Genomic DNA, 19,020 nt, shown 5'->3' with positions numbered 1-19,020 from the left:
TGCCCGCAATTATTTTATAACAGCGATTGAATTTGATGACAGCAATGTTTTAAATCGTTTATGTCCTTATTCCCATAAATGCTTCGCTCTCGTAATTTGGTCAGTTTATAATGATATATCCCTTATCGTTAGCATCATGTTTATAGGTAATGTCATAGCTCTCGCTCAGCACTTTCAGCGCATATTCCAATCCGTCTTTAAGTCTGAACTTCCCTGTCAGTAACAGGTTGGGGTTATCCAGGTGCTGAATAGTTATTTTCTGACCAAACGCGATCCCCAGGCGCTCCAGTACATCAGTGATCCGTTCGTTATCAAACGAGATCAAACCATCCTTCCATCTGTATTCGTCAGGGTCAGATATGGAAGAAATTGTTAACGCCTCATTGTTCAATTCTGCTTTTTGTAACGGTAAAAGATTTACAGCTTTACCGTTTTTAGCAATAACGCTCACATGCCCTTCAAGCAATGCGGTAACAAAACGGGGCTTTGCTGCATATGCATACACATTGAAAGTTGTTCCCGTAACCGTAATAGTACCTTTGGAAGTAGTTACAATAAAAGGGTGCCCGGCATCCTTGGTCACTTCAAAATACCCTTCTCCGTTTAAAAATACTTTCCTGGTTTTGCCGCTGAAACCAGAGGGGTATTTGAAAACAGAGCCCGCATTGAGCCATACCACCGTTTTATCGGGCAGTATACATTTTTTTCTTGCTCCCAAGGGAACGTCTATCTGAATAAATGATACCCGTTCCCTGCCGGAAGCAGCACCTGGTCCGGAACGGGTAGTACGAAGAAAAAGCACCATACCTGCTATTATAACCAGGATAGCGGCATAAGAAGCAACTTTATAATAGAACCCGCGCTTATGGGCAGCCATAATAATAGACGGGCGTAAAGGTTCTTTATTGCCGGCTGCTTTTACACGTCGCACCCTGTTCTTAAACCGTTTAAAAGCCTTGTCCTTATTATATAAATGGGCGTTTTTTTGCTCAATTGCAGCAGACCATACTTCCAGCTGCTGCCGGAAATATAATTTATTGGCAGGCGTGGCATTTACCCATTCTGTTAGTTCCTTCATTGAACTCTCGTCCAGTTGCCGGGATAAAAATGCAGCAATCAATTCATCTATATGGCTGTTCGTATGTTCTATTTTATGATCTTTTAGATAAGACAGGAAAACAGGAAAAAAGGGTAGTCAAAAAAAGAGTTTTTTATAAAAAAAGAAGAAAACAGAACTTCCTGTTTATAAATACCTGGTTTTAAGATTTAAACAGGCTGCCCATCAGCAGATCAGATCAATTGGAAATATATATATCTAAAGAAAATGGCGGTTATTTAAAGAAAAAAAGGACAAGAAGAATGGCCACATATTTTTCCAGCTTTTCCCTCAACAACCGTAAGGCATTCTTCATATGGTATTTAACGGTGTTGACGGATATGCTTAATTCCTGTGAAATATCTTCGTATTTCTTCTTTTCAAAACGGCTCTTTACAAAAACGATTTTGCATTCGGGCGGCAAAGCATTGATTGCATTGGCAAACTCCCCATCTAACTCCTTCTCTAACAATCCGTTCATTACATAATCCTTTGGCGTGGCATAATCAAAAGCGGCCATTCCCAAAGCCGATTTTTGCAGCAGGTAAGAAACCGGCACTTCATGTCTTATGCGCGACGAGGACAAATAATTGATGCACCTGTTCCTGACCGCGCTGACCAGATAGCCCAGCAAAGAGGTTTCTATCTGCAAAGATTCCCTGATCTCCCATAAATGAAAAATGAGATCTCCCACAATCAGTTCCGACTGATCAGGATCCTGTAAATATCCGTTTGCAGTATGGCACAACGTTGTATAATAATGGTCATACAAATATTTATACGCTCTTTCCGAACCTTCTCTCAATTGCCTGATTATTATTTCTTCATTGCGCTCCATTTTATTTAAATTCAATTAATGGAATAAATATATACAGTTGCCCTTACTGTAACTTTAAAAATGAAAAGGTGCCGGACCGTCTTAAAATCACCTGTGAAACAAGCATATTGAATACATTTTTTTCAATAAGAGTCCGCTGAAAAATCAAGTGCAAAAATCGTTAATGCCTGCAATCCATCAGCAAAAATACTTTTTAATTTTAATTTATAAAATGAGCCAAAGTTGTTTTTACAGTCAATTTTTTTAAACAATCCTTAAGGGCTAAATTAAGCAACAATCAGTAAAAAAAGATTCCCAAACACAAAACAGGTCATACAGTTGTAAAGCACAGGTGGTATTTTTATTTCATAAAGCCTGTGAATAAACCTATTATGAATTTAAAATCCATAATAGCAGGTCCCTGCTTCTGGGCTATAAATGTTGACGCAGGGCTGTATACGGATCATATACACTGACCCGCTGCGGATAAAAGACCGGGTACCCTGCCGTAAGATCCGGCTTAAAAAGGAAAATCTGCTCTGATTTCCCAGATAAAAAACCCGCCACATGATTATTGCGGCGGGATTATATAAAAAAAACAGGTTATATCATTATCTTAAGTCCACCACTTCTACCCCCGGATACTTTGCTTTATCAAATGTAAACTGGTCATCAGGTATAGGTGCATTCGGCTTCAGCCGGCTTACCATATATACATACCGGTTACCGCCTTTTTCTACAACGGTTGTGCTTACTATTGTTTTGGAGGCTTTATCAACAGCTACATATAACCGGCTAAACGGTTTGTTCTTATCAATGGGCTGCATAATGATCACGCTTACGGGCTTGCCGTTTACTGTTGATTCATTGCCCATTACATACATAAAGTCTTTATTATAGAAATCGGTAAACAGTTTTTGAGGAGTAATGGTGCTCTCTGATTTATTGGCATTGTTTACTGTAACTTCTTTGGTGGAAGGATCATAGTTCCATACTGTATTTCCGTCGCTGATAATTTTATTACTACCGAAAGAGATATTGAACTTTGGCCCTTTCATATTGACAATACCCGTCTTTTTTGATAGTATCTTGCCCTGTGCATTCTGGATAGAATAAGCAAAATTGGCCGTAACGGTCTGGTAGGTTTTAAATTTTGCGCTTACTTCATCAAGTATCGCCTTTGCCCTCGCGTCCCTTTGCTGTGCAAATGAACATACCGCTACTAATAAAAAAAATGCGCTTACATATAATTTCTTCATGTTGTATTGAATTTGTTTTGATAATTATTACATCGGTTAGACGTCAGCTATGGTGCATAGTTGCAGCCTTTAACAGATTTTAACAGATTTTAACCCAGCATGTCCAGGTGCTGCTGCAATTCCGCCTCTGTCTTTATCAGCACCTCCCTGGCCTTGCTGCCCTGGTTGGGGCCAACAATACCTGCCTGTTCCAACTGATCCATCAACCTGCCAGCCCTGTTATAGCCCAGCTTCATCCTGCGCTGCAGCAAAGAGGTAGAACCGATCTGGTTGGCAACAATTAATCGGGCGGCATCCTCAAATAAAGAATCCCGGTCATCCGGATCAAAATCACCGGCAGCTTCCAGGTCCTTTTCATCTATATATTCCGGCAGCAGGAAAGGTTCGGGGTAGCCTTCCTGGTATGCAATAAAGTCCACCACTTTATCCACTTCCGGGGTATCTACAAACGCGCATTGTAAACGGGAGATCTCCCCGTTCAGGCTGATCAGCATATCCCCTTTACCAATCAACTGATCAGCCCCGCCGGCATCCAGTATCGTACGGCTGTCAATCTTACTGCTCACCTTAAAGGCAATACGTGCGGGAAAATTGGCTTTAATAATGCCCGTAATTATATTTACTGACGGGCGCTGCGTGGCAATAATAAGGTGTATGCCCACCGCACGTGCCAGCTGGGCCAGGCGCGCAATCGGCATTTCCACTTCTTTACCTGCTGTCATGATCAGATCCGCAAATTCATCTACTACCAGTACAATAAACGGCATAAACATATGCCCTCTTTCCGGGTTCAGCTTGCGCGCAGCAAATTTTGCATTGTACTCCTTTATATTCCGGCAACCTGCGTCTTTTAAAAGATCATACCGGTTATCCATTTCTATACAAAGCGCGTTCAATGTATTGATCACCTTTTTGGTGTCTGTAATAATAGCATCTTCCTCGTTTGGCAACCGCGCCAGGAAATGGTTCACGATCTGGCTGTAAACGCTCAGTTCTACTTTTTTCGGATCGACCAGAACAAACTTTAATTGCGAGGGATGCTTGCTGTACAATAATGAAACAAGGATCGCATTAATGCCAACAGACTTCCCCTGGCCGGTAGCGCCCGCCATTAACAGGTGGGGCATGGTAGCAAGGTCTACTATAAAGTTTTTATTATCGATCCTCTTTCCCAATGCAATGGGCAAAGAATGACTGCTTTTTGTAAATTCTTCAGAAGCCAGCAGGGTCTTCATGCTTACAATGGTCTTCCGCGCGTTGGGCACTTCAATACCAATAGTGCCCCGGCCGGGTATGGGCGCAATAATGCGGATGCCCAATGCTGATAAGCTCAGCGCTATATCATCCTCCAGGTTCTTGATCTTGGAAATTCGCACTCCCGCCGCGGGCACAATCTCATAAAGGGTTACAGTTGGCCCAACGGTAGCGCTTATTTTCTGGATCTCGATATCATAATTCCGCAGCGTTTGAATGATCTGGTTCTTATTATTTTCCAGCTCATTCGGATCCTGCACCACTTTTTCACTCCCATGCGTTTCCAGTAAATCGGTGGTGGGTTTTTTATAATTACGCAGATTCAGCGCGGGTTCATAAGGCTTCTTTTTTTCATCTGCCACAGCGGGCTGTACCGGGGCAATCGGGTCTGAGTTGATCTCCAGCTTCAGATCCTCTTCCTGCTTTACAGAGCCTGTTTTTTCGGCAGCCGGTATGTTCAGCTCCTGAGCAGCGGCAGCATCAGCCTTTTCAATAACCGGGTCCGGCTTTTTTATGCCGGGTTTTAAAACGGTTATACGTTCGTACCCTTCCTCTTCTTCTTTTGCGTGCACCTCCGGTTCTTTATTCACCAGCTTAATATCATATTTTGGCTTTTCAACGTCAACATCTATGATCAGCTTTGCGCCTTCCTGTACCGGGGCTATTTTTTCTACGGCTTCCGGTTCTTTTACTTCCGGCTCATCTCCGGCTCCGGCAGTTACCGGTTCCGGAGGAGGAGCGCCATTCACGCGTTTCAGCTTCCCGGGAAAGCTGAACACAGGGTTAAACTGCCAGATAAAGTAGGCGATCACGATCAATCCCAAAACAGCGCCGGCACCGATCTGTCCTAATGATGCCACCAGCCAGTGCACGATCATATTTCCTACTCCTCCTCCATAACGAAACTCTTCATTGGGCAGTAAATAGGCCAGGATGGCCGACCCGGCCAGCATTCCCAGCGTTACATATTTCAGGTTTCTCCAAACAGAAAAAACCCTGCGCCGCCACATAAGGTTTACCCCTACCACAAAAAAGAACGTGCAGATCAGAACAGCAGCAACACCAAATAATTTATAGATAAAGAAGTGAGCAGCAAGCGCTCCTAATTTTCCAAGCAGGTTGTTGACGCTTACATCAAAGTCCCAAAGGATGGCACTGCCTCTGGATATTTGTGTAAAATCCTGTTTCCAGGTAAAAAAATAGGATACAAAAGAAATAATTAAAAAAACAGCAACCAGCAGAAAGGTTGTTCCTGCAATTTTCCAGGTACGTTCATCCTTTGCCAGCGCCTTTAGCTGTACTTTTTCTTCTTTTTCAACCTTCCAGGTTCCTGTGGCGGCTTTCTTTGTGTTTGTCCGGGCTGTTGGTCTTTTGTTCTTCGATTTACTCTTATTCGCCATGGGGCAAAGATACTATTTACCCCCGGAGAAAAATGAACCTCCGGAAACGAATATTTATCCCGGAACCGGGGCAAAGCCAAAGGCTTCTGAAGCAACGGAATGGAAAAACACCCATCGTTTTCCTGGTGCTTTTATTGTTGAGATCAGACCGGCAGCCGGCATTTCGTTCCTTTTTATAATTTTGAAAAGAAAAGCGGTCCGCAGCTTTAAAACATATTTCTTTATGAACCCGGTAATTTCATACACACAGTATCCGATTATTCTTGCACCCATGTTAGGCGTGGTAACACCGGAGATGGTGGCTGCGGTTGCCGAAGCGGGCGGACTGGGGTCATTACCTTTAGGCGGTCTTTCTGTTGAAGCCTCCCGGAAGCTGATCCGGAAAACCAGGCAGCTGACCAGTAAAACATTTGCGGTGAACTTTTTTGCAAATACCGCTCCTGATGTAGAAAAAAATAAAGAGGCAACCGGCCAGATGCTGCTTTTTATTCAAAATATACTGAAGAAAAAGAACTGGGCAGAAAATACCGGGTTCTGTTATCAGTTCTATCCCTACCAGGACCTGATCGACCTGATCATTGAAGAAGACATTCGTTTTGTTAGTTTTACATTTGGAGTACCCGATGATGAATGTATTCAAAAGCTAAAATCAAATGGAATTATATTAACAGGAACCGCCACCAGTGTCAGTGAAGCAGTTATGCTTGAAAAATCAGGTGTGGATACAGTGGTGGCCCAGGGGATTGAAGCGGGTGGTCACCGGGGCACTTTTTTGCCGGGAGCACTACCACAAACAGGTCTTTTTGCTCTTGTTCCCCAGATTGCTGATGCGGTAAAGATCCCCGTGATTGCTTCAGGCGGCATCTGTGACCAGAGAACCATGCAGGCAGCTTTCAATCTTGGGGCCGGCGCTGTACAGATCGGCAGTTATTTTATAAATGCTGAAGAGAGCCTCGCTACGGACGTTTACCGTAATTTATTAAAAAGGGCTACTGATACAGCTACGCAATTAACCCGGAGCTATACGGGACGCTGGGCACGTGGTATAAGAAATAATTTTATGGAGTTGATTGAAAACAGCCAGCTTCCGATTCCTGATTACCCGATTCAGAATCTACTTACAACGAAAATGCGGGAACTGGCCAAACAGCATGGAGATGCCGGTTTTATGAATTTCTGGGCCGGGCAAAATGCAAGATACGCTCCTGCCAAACCTACAGAAGCCATCATTAACGAACTGATTGTAATTTATAAAACAATACACGCTGCTGAATAATAGATTTTAAATGGCACCAGGAGAAGGTATGTCGCTCTGAGTTTTTGAGCCTAATCAATGAGGCGATGACAAAAAGAGAGATTGATTTTCAAAACAATAATACATCTGTCATTGGCAGCTTGACGAAGGGTAAAATTACAATCGAATTATGGTTCGTCAGGATCACCGTGACATTTGCTTTTAATAATGTCCGGCTTATTTGTCATTCCATAGAGCAGCCCCACTTCTCCACCGGTGACCGGCCGGCAGGTTTATTTGTGCACCCACAACCATTAAAAAGGAATATTTCTTTTTTATTTTTTCAGCACGCCCAGTAAAAAGCAGATCCAGCCGGCTATAAAAAACAGCCCACCGATTGGCGTAATAATGCCTACACCGCCCAAACCCACTTTACCCGTGGCTTTTAAAGCCGTTAACGCATAAAGAGACCCGGAGAAAAAAAGAATACCGATCAAAAACAGGACACCCGCCCATGACAGCATTTTTACAGGGAAGCGTTCATAAACGATTGCTACCAAAATAAGGGCAATGGCATGATATATCTGATATTGGACACCCGTTTGAAAAACAGGTACCGTATCCGGTGCAATCTCTTTTAATTTATGAGCGCCAAAGGCACCCAGGATAACGCCTAAACCTGCAATTGCTGCTCCTGCGCTCAGATATAATTTATGCATCGATGATCTTTTTTACAAATTCTTCCGGTTGAATATGGGTATCGTTCACTTTTAGCCGTGCCTGCTCGTAATAAATACGCCGGTCATTGTTTTTTTTAACAATATAGGCTTTTAATTGTTCATCATCCAGGTCCTTTAATAAAGGCCGGTGCGCTTTCTGCTGCCGTAACCTGCCCAGTAAAATATCAAGAGGCGTATTCAGCCAAACTGTGCTGCCATGCCGGTTCATGTAATCAATGTTATTAAAATAGCAGGGAGCGCCCCCACCACAGGAAAGCAATAAATTGGGATGGCTGTCTGTGATCATATAAAGGATCTCTTTTTCTTTTACCCGGAAGTATTCTTCGCCGTCTTCCTCAAAAATTCTGGCAATGGATTTCCCTTCAGATTGGATCACCAGGTCATCCAGGTCATAATAAGGCAGTTCCAGCTTTTTGCTTAGAATTTTTCCCCAATGTGTTTTTCCGGCACCCATAAACCCGATCAAATAAACCCGCATGTTTCTTCTGTATTTTTTATTGCCTGCAATACAGGTAGCATCTTTGTCCGCATCGCTATCGGTGGCTCTTACAAAATCCTCAAAAACAACGCTCCTGCCATTTATCAACGAACTGCTGATTCCTCCTTTCCCTGTCTGCGCTATAATTCATTTCACCTCTTATTGCTCATTTCTTATTCCTTATTTAAAAGCATTGATCCCGGTAACATCCATGCCGGTTATCAGCAGGTGCACATCATGAGTACCTTCATAAGTGATCACACTTTCCAGGTTCATCATATGCCGCATTACCGGATACTCTCCTGTAATGCCCATTCCGCCCAGCATCTGACGCGCATCCCTGCAAATTTGCGTGGCAATATAACAGGAATTTCTTTTAGCCATGCTTACCTGCTGCGGGGTAGCTTTTCCTTCATTCATCAACACACCCAGCCGCCAGTTCAACAGCTGCGCCTTGGTAATTTCCGTGATCATCTCTGCCAGCTTTTTCTGCTGCAGCTGAAATCCTGCAATGGGCTTCCCAAACTGAGTCCGTTCTTTTGCATACCGCAATGCAGTATCATAGCAATCCATAGCAGCGCCAACCACCCCCCATGCAATTCCATAACGCGCCTTATTCAGACAGCTTAACGGGCCTTTCATTCCTTTAACACCTGGCAGGATGTTTTGTTTGGGAACGCGTACGTTATCAAAAACCAGCTCCCCGGTTGCAGAAGCCCTCAGGCTCCATTTACCGTGTGTGGTGGGTGTTGAAAATCCCTCCATTCCACGTTCTACGATCAGGCCCTGCACCACACCCTCCTCATTTTTTGCCCATACTACTGCGACCTGGGAGAAGGGCGCATTACTGATCCACATTTTAGCCCCATTTAAAATAACATGATCCCCGTCTTCCTCAAAATGCGTTACCATACTGGACGGGTCACTGCCATGATCCGGCTCTGTTAAACCAAAGCAGCCCAGCCATTCGCCACTGGCAAGCCTGGGAAGGTATTTTTGTTTTTGTTCTTCACTGCCGTAAGCGTAAATGGGAAACATGACCAGCGAGCCCTGTACAGATGCCGTGGAACGAATGCCACTGTCGCCCCTTTCCAGCTCCTGCATCATCAGCCCGTAGCTGATATAGTCTAAGCCGCCGCCACCGTATGCCACAGGAACCGTTGGCCCAAAGCAGCCCAATGCCCCCAGTTGCTTTACAATATGCTCCGGGAACGTGGCTTCCTGGGCATACTTTTCAATAATGGGGCTGATTTCTTTTTTTACATAGGAGCGCACCGCATCACGGATCATCAGATGCTCCTCTGTTAAAAGCTCATCTACTTTAAAATAATCCGGGCTTTGGAACAAATCGGCTTTCACTGACATAACTAAAAATTTGAAAGAAAACAAAGGTAGCGGAAACCACTCTTCCATGAAAAAACCGGTTGTAAACCTTTATTTCTTCGGTGGAATCAGCCCCCTGTTCTCCAGCAACGGGGTAATACTTGGCTCTTTGCCTCTGAATGCCCTGTAAAGGGTTGCAAGGTCTTCTGAGTTACCTTTTGATAAGATCATATCCCTGAAACGCTGACCGTTTTCCCTTTTGAGCCCCCCGTTCTCTTTAAACCATGCAAAAGCATCATGATCCAGCATTTCAGCCCAGCTGTACGCATAATACCCGGCGGAATAGCCGTTAGCCCAGATATGCAGGAAATAAGAAGACCGGTATCTCGGCGGTACATAAGAAACAGCCGTACCTGTTTTCTCAAGGGCTTTTTGCTCAAAGGCATCTGCATCCGCTACCGTGCTGTCCCTGGCGCCCAGCAAATGCCATTGCATATCCAGTTCTGCAGCAGCCAGCAGCTCTGTCATGGCATAGCCCTGGTTAAACGTAGCGGCATTTTTAATTTTATCTACCAGTTCCTGGGGAATTGGTTTCCCGGTCTTATAATCTTTTGCATAATTTTTAAGCACCGCTGAATCCAGCGCCCAGTGCTCATTGAACTGGGACGGCATTTCCACAAAATCTCTTGACACACTGGTACCGGATAAAGAAGGATACTTCTGGCTGGCAAACAGCCCGTGCAAAGCATGACCAAATTCATGGAACATGGTGGTAACATCATCAAAACTCAGCAGTGCCGGTTGCCCCTTTACAGGTTTTGGAAAGTTGCAAACATTTACAATGACCGGTTTGGTGTTCAGCAGCTTCGATTGTGTTACCAAATTATCCATCCAGGCGCCACCGCTTTTATTATCCCGTTTGAAATAATCAGTATAAAACAAGGCCATCGGGGTACCGTCTTTGTCAAACACTTCATACACCTTTACATCTTCCTGGTAAACCGGAATATCCGTACGCTCTTTAAAAGTGATCCCATACAACTGGTTAGCGGCAAAGAAAACACCATTTTTCAGAACACTATCCAGTACAAAATAAGGTTTTACCTGTGCTTCATCCAGGTCATATTTTGCCTTGCGCACTTTCTCCGCGTAAAAATCCCAATCGTAAGGTTCTAATGCTGTTGTGTCTTTTTCCTGTAATTTCATTGTTTTGATATCCTGCGCTTCGGAAGCTGCTTTTGCAAGAGCAGGGGGCACCAGTTTGTTTAAAAAAGCAGTTACCGCAGCAGGTGTCTTTGCCATCTGGTCCTGTAATTTCCAGGCAGCATAATTGGGAAACCCCAAAAGCAGCGCTTTTTCCTTACGGATCTGTGCAATGCGCAGGATATTTTTACGGGTATCATTGGAATCGCCTTTTTCAGCTCTTGTCCAGGAAGCTTCAAAAAGGCGGCTGCGTACCTCCCTGTTTTTAAGGGATTGCAATGCGGGCTGCTGTGTTGTATTCGTCAGGGGAAGCACGTATTTTCCTTCATGCCCGCCTGTTTTCCCGGCTTCTGCTGCCGCTTCTGTTTCTGCATCAGTGAGCCCTGCAAGCTGGTCTTTGGAATCAACCACCAGCGCGCCCTGTTTGGCGGCTGCCAGTAGCTGATTGCTGAACCGGGTGCTTAAAGTGGCTTCTTCTTCATTTAATTTCCTGAGCTTGTCCTTGCTTGAATCCGGAAGCGCGGCGCCGCTCATCATAAACTGCTGGTGGTAGTACGTTATCAGCCGTTTTGATTCAGGGTCAAGCGACAGCTGATCCAGTTGCTTATAAAGGGTATCCACCCTATGGAACAGCCTTGCATTCATAAAAATGGAATCAGAATGAGCAGAAAGCCTTGGCGCCATTTCCTCCTGTATCTTTTGCAACTGGTCGTTGGTATTGGCGCTTGTCAGTGCATTAAATGCATGGCTGGCCCTGTGCAATAGCTGCCCTGATTTTTCCAGCGCTACAAAGGTGTTCTCAAATGTAGGAGCCTCGGGGTTATTGGCAATACTATCTATGGCCATCATTTCTTCCTTCATTCCCTGCTCAAAAGCAGGAACAAAATCCTTTTCTTTGATCTTATCAAAAGGGATCGTCTGATAAGGCAATGTACTTTCTTTTAATAGAGGGTTGTCCGTATCGGCTGTGCCTGGCTGGTTGGTAGAACTGTTTGGCATATTACAGGATGTAATGATTAAGATAGCAATAAATGGAATAAAATGCAATTTCATAAGATTCAATTTTTAGAATTGTAAATGAACGGAACAGGCCGCATTATTTCAGGTATTCATAGCAGACTCTTTATTAGGAACCGTTACTTTAAAAACGCTTCCTTTACCCAGGCCAGACTGCACATCAATAGTGCCGTTTAGCTTATCCAGCGATTCCTTGAGAATATACAAACCAAGACCCAGGCCATCCAGATTTGCACCTTTGAAGAACTGATCAAAGATCCTTCCAAGATCTTCTCCGGCTATTCCAATACCATTATCTGCAACAGTGATCAAAGCCTCCTGCGGGGTGGTAGTAATGCTCACTTCAACCCATTTATCCGGCTCATCTGCACGCTGGCATTTGATGGCATTGGATAAAAGGTTGGCAATGATAATTTCCAGCCTGAAAGCATCTCCCCAAAACGGTTGCTGCTCATTTATGGCTATGTTAAAATGGATGTCTTTTGCATTAGCCGAGGTGCGGTACAGGCTGATCAGCGTGTTGACCATTTCTTTAAACCGGATCTGTTCATAACTCACGTTAAACCGGAGCGTCTTATAAAACTGTACCGTCTGGGTCACATAATAGTCCAGCTTTTGTATGCAGGCATTCATCAGTTTCCAGTACCCGTCCGATTCCTCGTAAAAGCCTTCCATCTTCACCAGGTCCATTATGCCTTTTGCCGAGGCTATCGGAGCCCTTAGCTCATGAGATATACTGTATACAAACCGGTTGAGCCCGTCATTGGTCTTTTGCAGCTCTTCTACTTTTTCTTTTAATGCTTTGCCCGCCCTGTATTGATCATATGCATTCAGAATACCATTCAGCAGTTCCAGTTCATTCCAGGGTTTTGTAATATAACGGTAAATATCGCCCTGGTTAACAGCATCCGCCAAAACCTCAATATCTGTATAGCCTGTTAAGAGGATACGGGGAATATCCGGATATTTTTCTTTTGCCTGTTTTAAAAATTCAACACCGGTTATTTCAGGCATGCGCTGGTCAGAGATCAGTACATGGATCTCTTCCTTCTGCAGGATTTCAAAGGCGGCCAATACAGAGGTGGCCAAAAAAACCCTGCATTTTCTTCTGAACGCAGCCATGAACGAATTCAGGTTCTGCTGTTCATCATCAACATAAAGCACATTAATTGCTGACATAACCAAACTGATTTAACGGACCGGCAGCCCGATTATAAAGGTAGTTCCTTCTCCTAACCCGGTTACTACTTCAATGAAGCCATTATGTTTTTCAATGATCCCCTGTACAATCGACAGACCAAGACCGGTTCCCTCTCCCACATCCTTGGTAGTAAAAAACGGATCAAAGATCTTGCTTTTCACTTCCTCTGGCATGCCCGGGCCATTATCTCTGATCTTTATGACCACAAATGCATCCTCTACAGCTGTTGTAACTTCAAGGCGGCCGGTTTTATTGCTTTTTTGCTGTTCCTCTTTAATTGCCTGAACCGCGTTCGTTATAATATTCATAAACACCTGATTGATACTGCCTGCGGCGCATTCAATCTTGGGTATATCCCCCAGTTGTTTGATCAACTCAAAGTTTTTAGGGAATGAATTTTTAACCAGCAGAATGGTTGACTCAAGGCCATCATTGATGTTTACATGTTTCCAGTTGGCCTCATCAACACGGGCAAAACTCCTGAGCCCTCTTACAATTTCGGAGGTGCGGCTGGCCCCTTCTTTTATGCCTGATAAAAGAGTAGTAATCTCTTCGTTCAGGTAATTCAGGTCGATATCTTTTTTGAATTGCTCAATCTGATCGATCTGCGGCTTGATGTCTTTAGAAAGATCAAGCCCTTCGTACATTTTAATGACCTCAGTCAGGTCTGCCACATCCGCCTCCAGGGGGCGGATGTTAGACGTAACAAAGTTAATAGGATTATTGATCTCATGCGCAATACCGGCCGTAAGCTGGCCCAGCGACGCCATTTTCTCCGTTTCAACCAGCTTTGCCTGGGTGTTCTTTATCTGGTTCATGGCTTCCTGCAGCTCCTCATTGGCATACTGCAGCTCTTCTGTTCTGCTCCGGACCTCTTTTTCAAGAATAATATTCTGCTCTTTGATCAACCGTTCATTTTCCGTTGATACCCGCAACGCCTCTTTCCGGGCTATTTCCTGGTTTTTCCGGTAAATATTGATTTTATCTGCCAGTGCCAGGGAAAGCAGCACAATTTCAATAGAAGAACCGATCTCAAGAATATTAGCCGTTAGCAGGTTATAAGCAACAAACCCGTTCGACCGCAGCACATAGATCACTACAGCCCCTAAAAAAATAGAAAAAGCAAGCAAAAAATAAAAAGAGGTAGGCACTTTATTCTTATAAGCGGCCATCCCTATTATGAGCACAATAATAGAACCGGAAAGCGCAAGAAAATTAATGATATTAAAGGCCAGGTACTCATTTCCTAAAAAGTAAATGCCCATTGCAATAACGAAGCATACAATGATCCCGTTTATGATTTTATGCCCCCGCGGCGTATTGAGCCGGGTATGCAAAAAATTCTGGGTAAAGACAAGTGTGGCAACCCCGGACAGAAAGCCACTCAACGCAGTGCTGTTCATTAATATAAACCGGTTATCAGGCCATAAATAAACAGCCCCGTATCCTTTTAGAACAACCTGCGTAAGCCCGACAAAGAAAATAAAAAATACATAATAAACATAGCTTTTATCTTTTACACTGAAGCTGATGACCACATGATATAAAACCATTATTGCAAAAATGCCCGCATAGATCCCGAAAAAAAGACTGGCCAGGTTTTCCTTTTCATAAAAGCGGTCCTTTGACCCGATCAGGATCGGGATCTGCATCTGGGATACCGATTTGATCTTAATATAAACCACCGTAGCATCAGTGGCAGGAAAAGGGATCTTATAGGTAAAATTTACAAACTCATCCACCGTATATTTTGTCTGGTACTCCCTGCCCATGTGTATGGAATCAATGACGCGCCCCTGTACTGCTGAATAAAAAAATACACGCTGCAGCGATGGATTCTCCACCTGTAAAAAAAGCGGCCAGGGCTTCAGGTAATTCTTTAATCTGATCTTAAGCCAGAAGGTTGCATTGGCTACCGGAAGGCTGTTCCCGTTGCTTTTCCTAAACAACCCGCCGGAGTTTATAACCTGGTCAATCTGGTAGCTATTGGTTTTGTCTTCAAACACCTCAAAATCCCAAACGGTAGTAATTCCCGAAGTATCCGGCCCTGGCGCTATCTGCGCTGACAGCTTTCCAGCCAGGGCAATGAGATAAAGACATAATAGAAATAGATGTCTATGATATGTGCTGCCCGCCACTTTTACCTCTGTTTATTTTTTTGATTATTTTGCAGGTAGTTTTTCCCAGTTAGCTACATTCATAAGATAGATGACCTCAAAGGTTCCTTTTGGCCCAGCTTCATTTACAACAATATCAGGGTTATTTCTCAGCAGAAGGATCTTGCTCAATTCGGGTTCCTGAACATTCTGAAAATCAAAAACATCTTTAAATTCCATTACGGTAGCAACAAAATCATCTTTCGGATAATAGAATAACCCGTTATTCCCTAAAAAAGTAACAACCTCAAATCCATGCTTTTTAGCAATCCTTACTGTGCCGGGGGCACAAAGCACAAATATGCTTTTTACATGCAGCTGGCTGGTTATGGCAACAGCCACTTTGGTAAGTATATGGCTGCCTACACCCATGCCGGCAATCTCTTTTGAATTCCAAACCCCGCACAGTTCGCAGGTGCCTCCTCTCTTATATTCATTCTGTATATAATCGGTTACCGACTGATCATACTTGCTCACCGCGCTGTCTATAGGTAAGGGTGTCTGGCCATCAAATACCTGCACTCTTGCGCCTCCATAAACTTTTTTTGTTTCCGGGTCTTCCGCAACGATCACCACGGTATTCGGGTCTTTTACCCAGGCGTTATTGTCGGAAGTGATCTTAATAATACCATAATAGATTTCCAGTATCTTGCGATGCCCGTAAATGAATTTTTCACAGGCTTCCGGATCATCAACGGCCCTGAACACTCTTATCTGTATCTTGCTTATCAATGGGAAACTAATTTATCAGGTCATAAAAATCAACATGATAGCGGCCGGATGCGTTGTATTGTCCCAACAGGATCCTTCTGCTGACATCCGTTACCATGGCGCCTCCAAGGCCAACGGCAGACCCTAATTGCGGCCAGCCCGTAATGCTAATGCCAATCTCTTTTAATGATTGCTTCATTCTTTCTGAAATATTTTCTGCTCCCACAATATCAATGGTTGTGTCAAAACGCTCCCGGGGCGTTAACTGATCCAGTTTTGCAACCGCGGCTTCATCGGTCAGCCCTTCAAACAATTTCATTCTGCCATGCAAAACCGGGCGGTCAGGCTCAAGATCAAACCGCTCTACATCCAGCAGCCCCTTATCATTCGTATCCATTATTACCGGAATCTTCAGGCTGCGGGCCTTTATCCTGCTTTTGATCTTGACCGGCAGGCTATCGCATTCCTCAACCAGCAGATCCAGCCGCTGACCTCCTGTAAAAAAATCATCTATATTCCCGTCTGTTAGCCCATCCGTATAGCAAGTTATGTCAATATAAGGATCCAGCTCTGCTATTTTACGGGCGGCCAGAATGGCTTTATTAACACCAATATCCTGTACACCAACGGCAAGCCTGTTCATATTGCTTAGATCTATCGTATCAAAATCGGCCAGCCGCAATGCCCCGCATACCCTTTCCAATGCCAGCATAAAGGCCACTGACTGCCCAACAGACAAACCAATAACCCCGATGGTCTTTGATCGCAGCACCTGCCGCTCTTCCGGGGTAATTTTATACAGGTTCCGGTTGGTTCGGACCTCTATAAAATCTTCTTTATCAAGTAAATGAACTAATTTTTTTGACCAGGGATAAAAAACCCATACACCATATTCTTCCAGAATGAGCTGCTCTGACTGCTCTTTTAATAACCGGTTGAGCGCTTCTTCTGTCCGGATACCGGCGTTCCTTATTTTTATTAATTCCTTAAGCTGCCGTAAAATAGTATCTATAACTTCAACCCCCGCCATATTTTCTTTTATAAAATCATAGGTGTTTTTATCATCCGGGTTCTCCAGTCTCAAAAAAACCGGGCGATAGGGGTGCTGTAATGATTGAATTGCCGTTATGTTTTCGAAATTATCAGCAGTTGCATCTTTTCTCATAAATAATGAGTATTTTTGACTTTGTTTCTTACAAACTTACTGAAATATTAATTCCAATTACATTTATGTCAAAAACTCTTCAATATTACAATGTTTTGTATGTTGATGACGAAATTCATAATCTGAATTCCTTTAAAGCCTGTTTCAGAAGAGACTTCAAAGTCTTTACAGCTACGAATGTAGCAGAAGGCCTGAAGATTTTAAATGAACAGGAAATTCATCTAATCATTACAGATCAGCGGATGCCTGAAACTACAGGCATTGAATTTCTGGAATCCATTATTAAAGACCATCCTGAACCTGTAAGAATGCTGCTGACAGGCTATGCAGATATAGCGGCAGTCATTGATGCCATCAATAAAGGGCAGGTGTTCAAATACATCCAAAAGCCCTGGCAGGAAGACCAGCTGAGACAAACCATTCTGGAGGGGCTGGAACTGTATACCCTCAATAAGACCAAAAAGGAAATTGCCGAAAAGCTGGAAGAAAACAACCGGCAAATGGAATTTATATTAAGACAGTCATTACTGTCTTAACAAAATGCTGCTTTTTTCCTACCTTTATATAAACGATTGATTTTCAGATCAGCCTGGTTTATTTTGATTATTTTTTCTTAAAAACACCTAAAACTGGCGGGTTATTTGTGTTTTTATGGGCAGATCCTTTTATGAGGATCAGGAACCGGTTACAACTGAGGTCTTTCAAAAAAATCTTAATTATACAGATGAAACAATTGTTTTTTTTGACGGGAATGCTGTGCTCAATGATGGCAATACAGGCGCAGGATACGCAAACCGTACAGGTCCAATCATTAAAAGACAAAGTGCTGGACGATATCCAGAAGAATTTTGCGCTGAAAACAAAATCATTCGATTCCACGGTTACCCAACTGGATCAGCGGATGTCTGCTCTGGACAAATCGATCAATGAGTCGAAAGACGTCAGGGAAAAGGCGGATAAACTGGTACAGCGTGTACAGGCGGTTGAAGAAAAGCAAAAGGCTATTGAACAAAATGAGCTGAACATCTTCCAGGCCAATTACCAGTCTGCAATGGTCAACCTTGTTTCAATGGACCGGGAAATCAAACCTCTTATGTTGTTTAATTCCACCAAGGCGTTTTTTAATTCTCTGAGCGAAACAGGAAACCCGATGAATTATGACGGTTTTACCAAATGGTACAATTCCTTTACGGCTTTTGTAAAAGAAAAAAAAGCAGAAAGCCCGGTTTTAAATGTAACCAATAACCTCCTCAACTTTGCAAGCGGTTTTAGTAAAGGCGTGCCCGTTACAGGACCTATTACCTCGGCCCTGTTCACCAGCATGACTACCTATATTGATAATATCGGTAAAAAAGAAAAGGCATTAAAGGAGCAAAGCCAGGAAATGCTTACGCTTACTATGAAGATAAGCCAGTTCAATTATGACAATAACCAGATCGAGAATGAGTGGGAATCCATTACCACAGAATTGAAAGACCTGCAGGGCAAATATGAAAAATCTCTGAAAGAAAACCTGGCAATTATAAAAGTGGCACAGGCTGACTTTGAAAGTAATTTTTCAAAAGAGAATGATGCTGATAAAAGATACCAGTACCTGACCAAGTTAAGGGACGCTGCCGCGCAGTTCGTAGCCAATGAAAAAATCAAAAACCCCAAAGACTGGCGCCAGACTGCATATATCCAGATGAACGATGTGCAGTCTTTAAAACAACGCTTTGGGCAGGTCACTTTCCGCATCAGCCAGAACCTGCTGAAATACAAAGACCTTTTTGACAAATACAGGGCAGATCCTCAGCTGGGAAGCCGGATCAAGGATCTTGAGATCAAGATGAAGGAATTACAGGAATCATTCGACAAAACATTTGACCCGCTGGAGTATATCAATTCCGCCAACAGGATGTATAAAGTGTAACCAGCCGGAATCACTATTTCAAAAGAAGTAAGTACAGAAAGGATTTATAGCATT

General features: G+C 43.5%; 15 protein-coding genes. 3 read left to right on the top strand and 12 right to left on the bottom strand.

Annotation, left to right across the window (positions count from 1 at the left end):
* Positions 1–100: 100 nt before the first annotated feature.
* The 4 genes from A8C56_RS03505 to A8C56_RS03485 all read right to left on the bottom strand — a co-directional run bounded on the left by A8C56_RS03505 (position 101) and on the right by A8C56_RS03485 (position 5,826).
* Entirely contained in the window at positions 101–1,078 is a 978-nt protein-coding gene (locus A8C56_RS03505) for a FecR family protein (RefSeq protein WP_067752114.1), read from the bottom strand.
* 253 nt (positions 1,079–1,331) lie between these two features.
* A complete protein-coding gene (locus A8C56_RS03495; RefSeq protein ID WP_218917237.1) occupies positions 1,332–1,949 on the bottom strand; it encodes an RNA polymerase sigma-70 factor in 618 nt (205 codons plus the stop codon).
* 575 nt (positions 1,950–2,524) lie between these two features.
* Entirely contained in the window at positions 2,525–3,172 is a 648-nt protein-coding gene (locus tag A8C56_RS03490; protein WP_067752108.1) for a LolA family protein, read from the bottom strand.
* Between the two features lie 89 nt (positions 3,173–3,261).
* Positions 3,262–5,826: an FtsK/SpoIIIE family DNA translocase gene (locus tag A8C56_RS03485; RefSeq protein WP_067752105.1), complete on the bottom strand. Its 2,565-nt coding sequence runs from the start codon at positions 5,824–5,826 to the stop codon at positions 3,262–3,264.
* Here A8C56_RS03485 and A8C56_RS03480 point away from each other — a divergent pair.
* Positions 5,825–7,102, top strand: coding sequence for an NAD(P)H-dependent flavin oxidoreductase (locus A8C56_RS03480; RefSeq protein WP_218917236.1), 1,278 nt, complete (start codon positions 5,825–5,827; stop codon positions 7,100–7,102). The genes A8C56_RS03485 and A8C56_RS03480 overlap by 2 nt on opposite strands.
* A 293-nt stretch (positions 7,103–7,395) precedes the next feature.
* Here the strand turns inward: A8C56_RS03480 and A8C56_RS03475 are convergent, their stop codons facing one another.
* The 8 genes from A8C56_RS03475 to A8C56_RS03440 form a co-directional block, all read right to left on the bottom strand.
* A complete protein-coding gene (locus A8C56_RS03475; protein ID WP_067752101.1) occupies positions 7,396–7,779 on the bottom strand; it encodes a DUF423 domain-containing protein in 384 nt (127 codons plus the stop codon).
* Positions 7,772–8,386, bottom strand: a complete 615-nt coding sequence (locus tag A8C56_RS03470; protein ID WP_245645734.1) for a shikimate kinase — start codon at positions 8,384–8,386, stop codon at positions 7,772–7,774. Before A8C56_RS03470 ends, A8C56_RS03475 begins: the two co-directional genes overlap by 8 nt.
* A gap of 72 nt (positions 8,387–8,458) precedes the next feature.
* Positions 8,459–9,643 (bottom strand): acyl-CoA dehydrogenase family protein, encoded by a 1,185-nt coding sequence (locus tag A8C56_RS03465; protein ID WP_084490390.1) that lies wholly within the window; start codon positions 9,641–9,643, stop codon positions 8,459–8,461.
* Between the two features lie 69 nt (positions 9,644–9,712).
* Complete coding sequence (gene dcp / locus A8C56_RS03460; RefSeq protein ID WP_067752098.1) at positions 9,713–11,857, bottom strand: peptidyl-dipeptidase Dcp; 2,145 nt, start codon at positions 11,855–11,857, stop codon at positions 9,713–9,715.
* A 48-nt stretch (positions 11,858–11,905) separates the two neighbouring features.
* Complete coding sequence (locus A8C56_RS03455; RefSeq protein WP_067752095.1) at positions 11,906–13,000, bottom strand: hybrid sensor histidine kinase/response regulator; 1,095 nt, start codon at positions 12,998–13,000, stop codon at positions 11,906–11,908.
* 12 nt (positions 13,001–13,012) lie between these two features.
* Positions 13,013–15,160: a sensor histidine kinase gene (locus A8C56_RS03450; protein WP_067752092.1), complete on the bottom strand. Its 2,148-nt coding sequence runs from the start codon at positions 15,158–15,160 to the stop codon at positions 13,013–13,015.
* 24 nt (positions 15,161–15,184) lie between these two features.
* Complete coding sequence (locus tag A8C56_RS03445; protein WP_084489986.1) at positions 15,185–15,910, bottom strand: GNAT family N-acetyltransferase; 726 nt, start codon at positions 15,908–15,910, stop codon at positions 15,185–15,187.
* A gap of 7 nt (positions 15,911–15,917) precedes the next feature.
* Entirely contained in the window at positions 15,918–17,054 is a 1,137-nt protein-coding gene (locus A8C56_RS03440) for a ThiF family adenylyltransferase (RefSeq protein WP_067752090.1), read from the bottom strand.
* A gap of 65 nt (positions 17,055–17,119) precedes the next feature.
* Between A8C56_RS03440 and A8C56_RS03435 the strand changes: the two genes are divergently transcribed.
* Both A8C56_RS03435 and A8C56_RS03430 read left to right on the top strand, forming a co-directional pair.
* Positions 17,120–17,590 (top strand): response regulator, encoded by a 471-nt coding sequence (locus tag A8C56_RS03435; RefSeq protein ID WP_067761541.1) that lies wholly within the window; start codon positions 17,120–17,122, stop codon positions 17,588–17,590.
* 188 nt (positions 17,591–17,778) lie between these two features.
* Positions 17,779–18,966: a hypothetical protein gene (locus tag A8C56_RS03430; RefSeq protein ID WP_067761539.1), complete on the top strand. Its 1,188-nt coding sequence runs from the start codon at positions 17,779–17,781 to the stop codon at positions 18,964–18,966.
* Positions 18,967–19,020 lie beyond the last annotated feature (54 nt).

It is taken from the genome of Niabella ginsenosidivorans, from assembly GCF_001654455.1.
GTDB classification, from domain to species: domain Bacteria; phylum Bacteroidota; class Bacteroidia; order Chitinophagales; family Chitinophagaceae; genus Niabella; species Niabella ginsenosidivorans.
This window is presented reverse-complemented; position numbering and strand designations above follow the sequence as displayed.